This is a genomic window from Agriterribacter sp., from assembly GCF_035444585.1.
Classification (GTDB): domain Bacteria; phylum Bacteroidota; class Bacteroidia; order Chitinophagales; family Chitinophagaceae; genus Agriterribacter.
Window position 1 is genome coordinate 3,143 of record NZ_DAOMOZ010000169.1, and the last position, 7,766, is coordinate 10,908.

The window sequence follows — 7,766 nt, forward strand, 5'->3', positions numbered from 1 at the left end:
GCAGACATCATTGACGTGCTCGCCGGCTGCAGCGGCACCCATGGTGAAGGCGTGTTTGAAGAACGGATCCGGGAAGCGGGGTTAAACCCCGGCGACGCGCATCTTAAAAAAGTGCTGGAACTGACCCGGCAATATATCGGCTTTCCGCGCCAGTTAGGGCAGCATACCGGAGGCTTTGTCATCACACAAAATAAATTATCCTGCCTGTGCCCGATCCTGAATGCCCGGATGAAAGACCGGACGAATATTGAATGGAACAAGGATGATATTGATGCATTAGGATTGCTGAAGATAGACGTGCTGGCGCTGGGCATGCTCACCTGTATCCGTAAATGCTTTGACCTGGCAAAGCAGCATTATAACCTTGATCTTACCCTTGCCAGTATCCCGCAGGATGATCCGAAGGTGTACGACATGATCTGCCACGCCGATACCATTGGCGTATTCCAGATCGAAAGCCGGGCACAGATGTCTATGCTGCCGCGGCTGAAACCCCGGTGCTTCTATGATCTGGCCATTGAAGTAGCGATCGTGCGGCCCGGGCCGATACAGGGCGACATGGTACATCCTTATCTGCGCCGTCGCAACGGGCAGGAGCCGGTGGAATATCCGTCGGAAGCACTAAAAGAAATTTTAGGAAGAACCCTCGGCGTTCCGCTTTTCCAGGAACAGGCGATGGAAATTGCCATCGTGGCAGCAGGGTTTACGCCTGCAGAAGCGGATGCCTTACGAAGAAGCATGGCCACCTTCAAGGCACAGGGTATGGTAAAACAGTTTCATGATAAGCTGATAGGGGGTATGCTGAAGAACGGGTATACACGGGAATATGCAGAAAGAGTATTCAGGCAGCTCGAAGGTTTTGGCTCTTACGGATTCCCCGAAAGCCATGCGGTGAGCTTTGCACTGCTGGTATATATATCAAGCTGGCTGAAATGTTATTACCCTGATGTGTTTGCGGCAGCACTGCTCAACAGTCAGCCGATGGGTTTTTACGCGCCTGCCCAAATTGTACGGGATGCACAAAAGCATGGTGTATCCGTGCAACCGGTGGACATCAATCATTCCGCATGGCACAATACCCTGGAGGAAAAAGATAGCAGCTACCGTGCACTGCGTTTGGGATTCCGGCAGGTGAAAGGTTTACATGAAGCGGATATGGTAACGCTGTCGGATAAACGAAACAAGCCTTTTACGGCTATCAATGAACTACTTGATACCGGCATTTCCATTGCTTCGCTGGAGAAGCTCGCAGATGCAGACGCATTCCGCTCCATCGGACTGGACAGGCGCCGGGCGCTATGGGAGATCAGCTCGCTGGCCGATCATCCAACGGGCGTATTTAAAGGACTACCCTTTGAAAGTAAAATGGAAAACCCGGTAGCATTACCTGAAATGACTGTCTCCGAACACGTGGTGCAGGATTACAGCAGTCTTTCCCTGTCCTTAAAAGCGCACCCGGTGAGTTTTGTAAGAGCGCAACTCCAAAGCCGGCAGATCGTCTCCACTGCAGAGCTCAGCAGGTTGCCTGACGGCGCTCCTGTACAGGTAGCCGGACTGGTGCTCGTGCGACAACGCCCCGGCACTGCATCAGGTATTTGTTTTATCACCATTGAAGACGAAACCGGGAGCGCCAACCTGGTTGTATTCCGGCAACTGTTTGAACAGTACCGCAAAGAGATATTGCAGTCCAGGCTGCTGATGGTGGCAGGCAGGCTGCAACGCGAAGGTGAAGTGATCCATGTGGTGGCGCAGCAATGTTCCAATTTATCTTCCTTACTGCGAAAGCTGATTCCCCGCGGTGAAGCAAACCCACGGGTAGCTGCACCTTGCCGGGCGGATGAGAAAGACGGTATCTTTTATGCCGCCAGCGAAAATACCAGTCCATTGAAAAAAATGATCCAGGGAGAATTGTTCCCTTCAAGGAACTTCAAATAAAAGCACGCAGCAAAAACTATTCAGCGATAAAGCTTATAGAAATGGTTCTGCCGGGAAAATAATGAGACTGCGTTATTTCAACCGGGCGATAAGATCTGCAGGCGCTTCTTTCATCAAAGCTTTGAGATGGGTCTGCACTGCCGGTACAAAACCGGGCAGGGCAGAAAGATCGGTGCCCCATAAGCCGGCATCGCCTGATACCTGTTGTACCAGTTCATCCGCATCGTATTTTTTCCATTGATGAAAAAAGTGATCCGCCTTGTCATCGTTGATCGGATAGAATTCCCCCTTCCATTGTCCCTGGTAAACACGGCCTTCCCTTTGTACTGCTTTCATGAACAGCAAATAAGCGGCAAAGCCCAAAGCAATATGTTGAGGTACTTTGTTGTGATCAGCAAAATACTTTAACAACACCGGTACTACCCGCATCTTCACTTTGGAAGTATACTGCATGGTGATGCTGATCCACTGGTGTTTAATAAAGGGATTGCGAAACCTGTCTAATACCTGCAATCCAAACCGTTCCGCTTCCTCCGCATTCACCTTAGCGGGTATAGCGGGAGCGATCTCACTGAGCATAAGATCGTGCACGAACTGCCCGAACGCCTCATCTTCCATTGCATCCTTTACCGTATTGAATCCCGATAAAAAAGCGAAGCCGCAGCTCAGGGTATGCGTTCCATTCAGCAAGCGGAGCTTAAGCTCACGGTACATTTCTATATCCGGTGCAATGATCACCCCGCTATCGGCAGGCGCAAAAGACAAAATATTTTTCACCTTGTCGTGTCCTTCAATGGCCCATAACCGGTACACTTCACACATGATCAGCAATTCATCGGTATAGCCCAGGTCACTTTCAATTTTTTGCTTCGCTTCAGCAGCCGGCTTTCCCGGTACAATACGGTCTACCAGCGAATTGCAGAAAGTATTGTTTGCTTTCAGCCAGTGCACAAACCCGTCTTCGAGCTTGTTGTAGCGGGCCAGCGTTAACACAATTTCGGCAAGGCGGTCGCCATTGCCTACAATAAGCTCTGTGGGTACAATTACCATGCCTCCGTGTACACCGCCATTGCAAGCCTTATACCGCTCATATAAGAACGCCAAAAGTTTCGCAGGGAACGAAGCCGGCGGATCCTGCCGGATATCCTCTTCAACCAATGTTATTCCAACCTCCGTGGTATTGGAAATGATGATCTGCAGTTGAGGATTATGTGCGCATTTTAAAATTTCCTCCCATTGCTGCTTTGCCGACAGTACCCGGCTTATAGCCGAACAAATATGGTTTTCCTCTACTTTTTGTCCCTTGTCAATACCACGTATACACAGGGTGTACAATCCCTCCTGTTCTTCAAAAGCACCGGTACCACCGGTGTCTGTTGATTTTACCACCACTACCCTGCCGTTAAATATGCCCTGCCTGTTGGCCTTATCAATAAAGTAATCGGGCAGTCCGCGCAATAATACGCCGGTACCAAACTGTAACACTTTTTCAGGAAGATCAAACACTTTGGCTTCCGCTTTTTGTACTGCCTGCGATGCAATAGCGGAAAGATTGGTTTTGTTGAGTATCATAATACAAAGCTCGAAGATTAAAAATCGAAATCCGAAAAGGTCAGCGGGGTGCAGGTTACAGGGTACAAGGTGCAAGGTAGGGGAACTCCCATTTTCACATTCTTTCCGCGGTCTGACGCCTCCTTCGTCGCGTACCGACCACTCTCATTTCCACACTTCCCACATTACCCCGCGGTCTGACGCCTCCTTTGTCGCGTACCGACCGCTCTCATTTTCACCCGCGGCCGACGCTAATTGCAACTGCCTCAATCTAAAATTTCAAATCTAAAATTTCAAATCCAAAATTACCTCACCTGTCCGTTCCCTCTCACTACCCATTTCTCTGTCACCAGTTTTTCCAGTGCAAAAGGCCCCCGGGCATGGAGCTTCTGGGTAGAGATGCCGATCTCGGCGCCGAGTCCAAATTCCTCACCATCGGTGAACCGCGTGGAAGCATTATGGTAAACAGCGGCTGCATCTACTTCATGCAAAAAATATTCGGCCTGCTTTTTATCCTCCGTTACAATAGCTTCCGAATGTTTGGTAGAATACTTACGGATATGGTCAATCGCTTCTGTGGAATCCTTCACCACTTTAACAGCGCATTTTAAATCGAGAAACTCTCTTCCAAAATCAGCAAGTGTTGCCCTGCGCAGGTGCGGATAGCCTTTTAATATTTTATAAGCCGCCGGGTCGGCGAAGATCTCAACATGGTATTGTCCGAGCGCCGGTTGTAACTGTTGTAAAAAGTCGGCGGCGATGGATTGATCTACCAGCAATGCATCCATGGCATTGCACACCGAAGGCCGCGATACTTTGGCATTGACCGTTATATTCACCGCTTTGGCAATATCCGCTTTCTTTTCCACGTATACATGGCATACACCGGCTCCCGTTTCAATAACCGGCACAAGGCTGTTCTTGCGTACATAACTTATAAGTCCATCCGAACCCCGCGGTATCAGCACATCCACATATTGCGTGGCGGTAAATAATTCCTGTACGGTCTCTCTTTCCGAAGGCAGCAAAGTAACCACAGCGGCGGGAAGCCCGCTCTTTTTTAATACCTGCTGTATAATGCGTGCAGCTGCACGGTTGGAGTTTTCCGCTTCACTGCTGCCTTTGAGCACGCAGGCATTGGCGCTGCGAATGCATAGGGCCGCGATATCAAAAGTTACATTGGGCCTTGATTCGTATATGGCGCCTACCACTCCCAGAGGCACCGCTATTTTTTCGAGCAGCAAACCATTCCTGAGCTTTCGTTTCTCTAAAACCTTCCCTGCGGGATTGGGTAACCTGCTCACTTTGCGGATACTCTGCGCGATACTCCTGATCCTTTTTTCATCCAACCTTAAGCGATCGGTACGCGGATTGGCTGGGTCCTGCTTCGCCACATCTGCATGATTGGCCTTTAGCAGGGAACCCTGTTGTTTCTCAAGCTCATCCGCCAGCATCAGTAAGATCTTCTTCAGTTGCTTATCATCCATCGCCCTCAGGTGAGGAGCCGCCTGGTACGCTTTCTTTATCTGTGAAATCGCAGTACTCATTATGATCAATTAAAAAATAACAATATCATCGGCATGCGCCGCAATAATATTTTTATGTGCAATTTGTTTGCTGATCTCGGCTCCGCTGAGCTTTGCCTTAGCCACACCAACAATCGTCTCTTCCTCATCCATCAGTCGTATCACTTCCCCCGCAACAAAATTCCCCTTTACTTTCCTGATCCCCACGGTAAGCAGGCTCTTCCGCGACTGCAGCGCTTTTGCCGCGCCTTTATCTATATACACGCCACCAATGGTTACAGAGCCGCTGGCCAGCCATTTCCGGCGCGCCTTTAAATTGGAAGGCCGCGCCGTAAAAGTAGTGCCGCTTTTACCCTGCAGCGCCGAAATTAAGGTATCCTTTCCGCTTAACCCGCAGATGACCACTCTTATTCCCAGTGAAGTGGCCAGCCTGGTGGAAGTGAGCTTGGAAAGCATGCCGCCCAACCCCAGGCTGGATTTGGTTTTGGTTACATAGCCCAGTACCGTACTGTCTATTTTCGGCACAGCGGGTATGATATTTTTTTCATGATCCATCAGCCCTCCTGCGGAGGTACACAGGATCAGGGTATCGGCGTCAAAGCCGATAGCCATGAGCGTTGCCAGCTCATCATTATCAGAAAACTTAAGCTCAATATTGCTTACCAGGTCATTTTCGTTCACTACCGGCAGGATGTCATTTTGCCAGAACTCACCAAAGGTTTCTTTCAGTTGCAGGAATTGCTTCCGGTTGGAAAAGTGATGCCTTTCGCATAAGGCCTGCGCCACCGTTATACCATGCGCCGAAAAATATTTATGATACAATTGTATGAGCATGGGATTACCCACCGCTGCCGCCGCCTTCCTTTCAGCTAAAGTACCCTTGTATTTTTTAAAAAAAGGCCGGCCGCTGCCTACCGCACCGCTGGATACCAGTACGATATGATATGTTTTAGTGAGCGTGGCGGTTTGCGCAGCTATTTTTTTTATAACAGACCGGTCAATCTTCCCTTCGTCATCTGTAATAACAGCTGTGCCTAACTTAATGACCAATACCTTTTTAAGCATGAATAAATCTTCTGTTGTAAAAGAGCACAAAAATAAGGATAAAGAAAGTTGAAACGCACATGCCCGGTTGCAGCACTGCAGCAAAGCCAAACCCGCACAAAAATCAGCCTCCGGACTAATCAGGATCATAAAATAAGCAGGGAAAGAGATGCATATTGGGATCATCTTTGTTTCACTTACCCGAAGGAGGAAATAAATATTACAGATCAAGATGGCAATAACCCGCTATGATTGTATTACCTGTAAGGTCAGGAACTGTTCTATCCTGAACAACTGCGATACGCATACGCTTACGGCCATCAGCACTTTTAAATTATCCAAATCACTTCAGAAAGGAGAAAGACTTTTTTCGGAGGGCGACCCCGTCCGGGGCGTTTGCTTCATTAAAAAAGGGTTCTTAAAGATTGAGCTGAACGGGAAGCAGGGCCGGCCGCTGATCCTCCAAATTGCCGGCAGGGGAGCTGTTTTCGGTCACAGGGCAAATACCAGCCACGCCTGCCATACCTCTTCGGCAACCGCGGTATCAGAAGTACAGTATTGCTATGTGCCGTATGATCTGTTTAACGATATAGCCCTTAATAGCCCGGCACTTCAGCAACAGATCATTAACCAGTTCCTGGACGAACTGCAATTGGTGGAAAAAAAAGCCGTTAACCTGGCACATAAAACAGTGCGCGAAAAAATTGCCGAATCACTTTTACAACTCGCAGAAGCCTATCAATACGAGGAAAAAAAACAAAGCTTCCGCATCAGCCTCTGCAGGCAGGATATAGCCGATCTGGCGGGCACTACCAAAGAACAGGTTTCAAAAGTATTAAAAGACTTCGAAAAGGAAGGACTGATCAAATGTGCAGCCAAGAAGTTCAGCTATCTCAATACCGCCAGGCTGCGAGGCATCTCAAACCACCAGTCACTATCGGGAGCCTGACCATAGCCGGCGTTTTTCGCAGGCGGGTGGACACCTGCCCGTCTGCGTCACTCAGGCGGGTACCCGCCCTGCGGGCAGGCATCTGCATTATAAAATTTACGCCAGCAATAGAATCAAAACCTTTAGAAGCCAAAGAGCGGAATGCGCCCGGTAATAACACTATTATCTCCAAAAAAAATACGAAAACGTAATTACTGCCACATTAATCTGCCATCCTGCCCTTTCCTGTACAGGATCACCATTAGCTTTACGACATACAGCATTGTTATTCATTGTTAAAACAAATCAACATGGAAAACGATCAGCAACCCGAAAGCAAAAAAGTTCCATTCGCAAGAATGATCATGGATGATTTTATGCTATTGTTATTCCTGGGCGTAACCATTTATGCCATTTTCTACCTGCTATGGGGGGTGATGGAGCTTTCCAATTTACCGGCCATACCGGAAGCAATCAAGGAAACCCTGATCAAATAAATCTCTTACCAAAAAACCCTGTGTATGAGCTTATTCAGTCCGGCCGAAGGATGGTACGATAAAAAGGTATCAAAAGATGAAAAAATGTGGATGGTCATCGCCCTGCTGCTTTGCATCAGCATGTTCGTATGGATGATCATGTGGCATGTTTACGGGAAACAGAACCCGTCCAGCACTACCTACCGCACCAGCACCGCGGAATATGCAAAGCTGGGTGAAGCATATACCAAACAAAATATGATCGGCGTGGACAATGGCATCCCCGTGGTACGCCCGCAGCCCAAC

At 48.6% G+C, this 7,766-nt stretch carries 7 protein-coding genes; 4 read left to right on the forward strand and 3 right to left on the reverse strand.

Annotated elements, in window-relative coordinates:
• Positions 1-1,935, forward strand: a 1,935-nt coding sequence (locus PLH26_RS16100; RefSeq protein ID WP_324587053.1) for a helix-hairpin-helix domain-containing protein, incomplete at its 5' end; no start/stop codon positions are given.
• Positions 1,936-2,007: 72 nt separating this feature from the next.
• Here the strand turns inward: PLH26_RS16100 and PLH26_RS16105 are convergent.
• The 3 genes from PLH26_RS16105 to proB all read right to left on the reverse strand — a co-directional run bounded on the left by PLH26_RS16105 (position 2,008) and on the right by proB (position 6,077).
• Positions 2,008-3,507 carry a tagaturonate reductase gene (locus PLH26_RS16105; RefSeq protein WP_324587054.1) on the reverse strand — a complete coding sequence of 500 codons (1,500 nt, stop codon included), beginning with the start codon at positions 3,505-3,507 and terminating at the stop codon, positions 2,008-2,010.
• A gap of 284 nt (positions 3,508-3,791) precedes the next feature.
• Positions 3,792-5,033, reverse strand: a complete 1,242-nt coding sequence (locus PLH26_RS16110) for a glutamate-5-semialdehyde dehydrogenase (RefSeq protein ID WP_324587055.1) — start codon at positions 5,031-5,033, stop codon at positions 3,792-3,794.
• A 9-nt stretch (positions 5,034-5,042) separates the two neighbouring features.
• Entirely contained in the window at positions 5,043-6,077 is a 1,035-nt protein-coding gene (gene proB / locus PLH26_RS16115) for a glutamate 5-kinase (protein WP_324587056.1), read from the reverse strand.
• A 211-nt stretch (positions 6,078-6,288) separates the two neighbouring features.
• On the opposite strand from proB, the gene PLH26_RS16120 reads away from it, so the two are divergent.
• The 3 genes from PLH26_RS16120 to PLH26_RS16130 all read left to right on the forward strand — a co-directional run.
• On the forward strand, positions 6,289-7,005 hold the full coding sequence (locus PLH26_RS16120) for a Crp/Fnr family transcriptional regulator (RefSeq protein WP_324587057.1): 717 nt from the start codon (positions 6,289-6,291) through the stop codon (positions 7,003-7,005).
• Positions 7,006-7,295: 290 nt separating this feature from the next.
• The gene (locus PLH26_RS16125; RefSeq protein WP_324587058.1) at positions 7,296-7,481 is read left to right on the forward strand and encodes a hypothetical protein; all 186 of its coding nucleotides are present in this window, start codon (positions 7,296-7,298) and stop codon (positions 7,479-7,481) included.
• Between the two features lie 24 nt (positions 7,482-7,505).
• Positions 7,506-7,766 (forward strand): hypothetical protein (locus PLH26_RS16130; RefSeq protein WP_324587059.1); only part of this gene is annotated, 261 nt, incomplete at its 3' end.

Excerpts from the sequence above, each read along its gene's own strand:
- PLH26_RS16120 (WP_324587057.1), top strand. The coding sequence starts at position 6,289 with ATGGCAATAACCCGCTATGATTGTATTACCTGTAAGGTCAGGAACTGT.
- PLH26_RS16125 (WP_324587058.1), top strand. The coding sequence starts at position 7,296 with ATGGAAAACGATCAGCAACCCGAAAGCAAAAAAGTTCCATTCGCAAGA.
- PLH26_RS16105 (WP_324587054.1), bottom strand. The coding sequence starts at position 3,507 with ATGATACTCAACAAAACCAATCTTTCCGCTATTGCATCGCAGGCAGTA.
- PLH26_RS16110 (WP_324587055.1), bottom strand. The coding sequence starts at position 5,033 with ATGAGTACTGCGATTTCACAGATAAAGAAAGCGTACCAGGCGGCTCCT.
- proB (WP_324587056.1), bottom strand. The coding sequence starts at position 6,077 with ATGCTTAAAAAGGTATTGGTCATTAAGTTAGGCACAGCTGTTATTACA.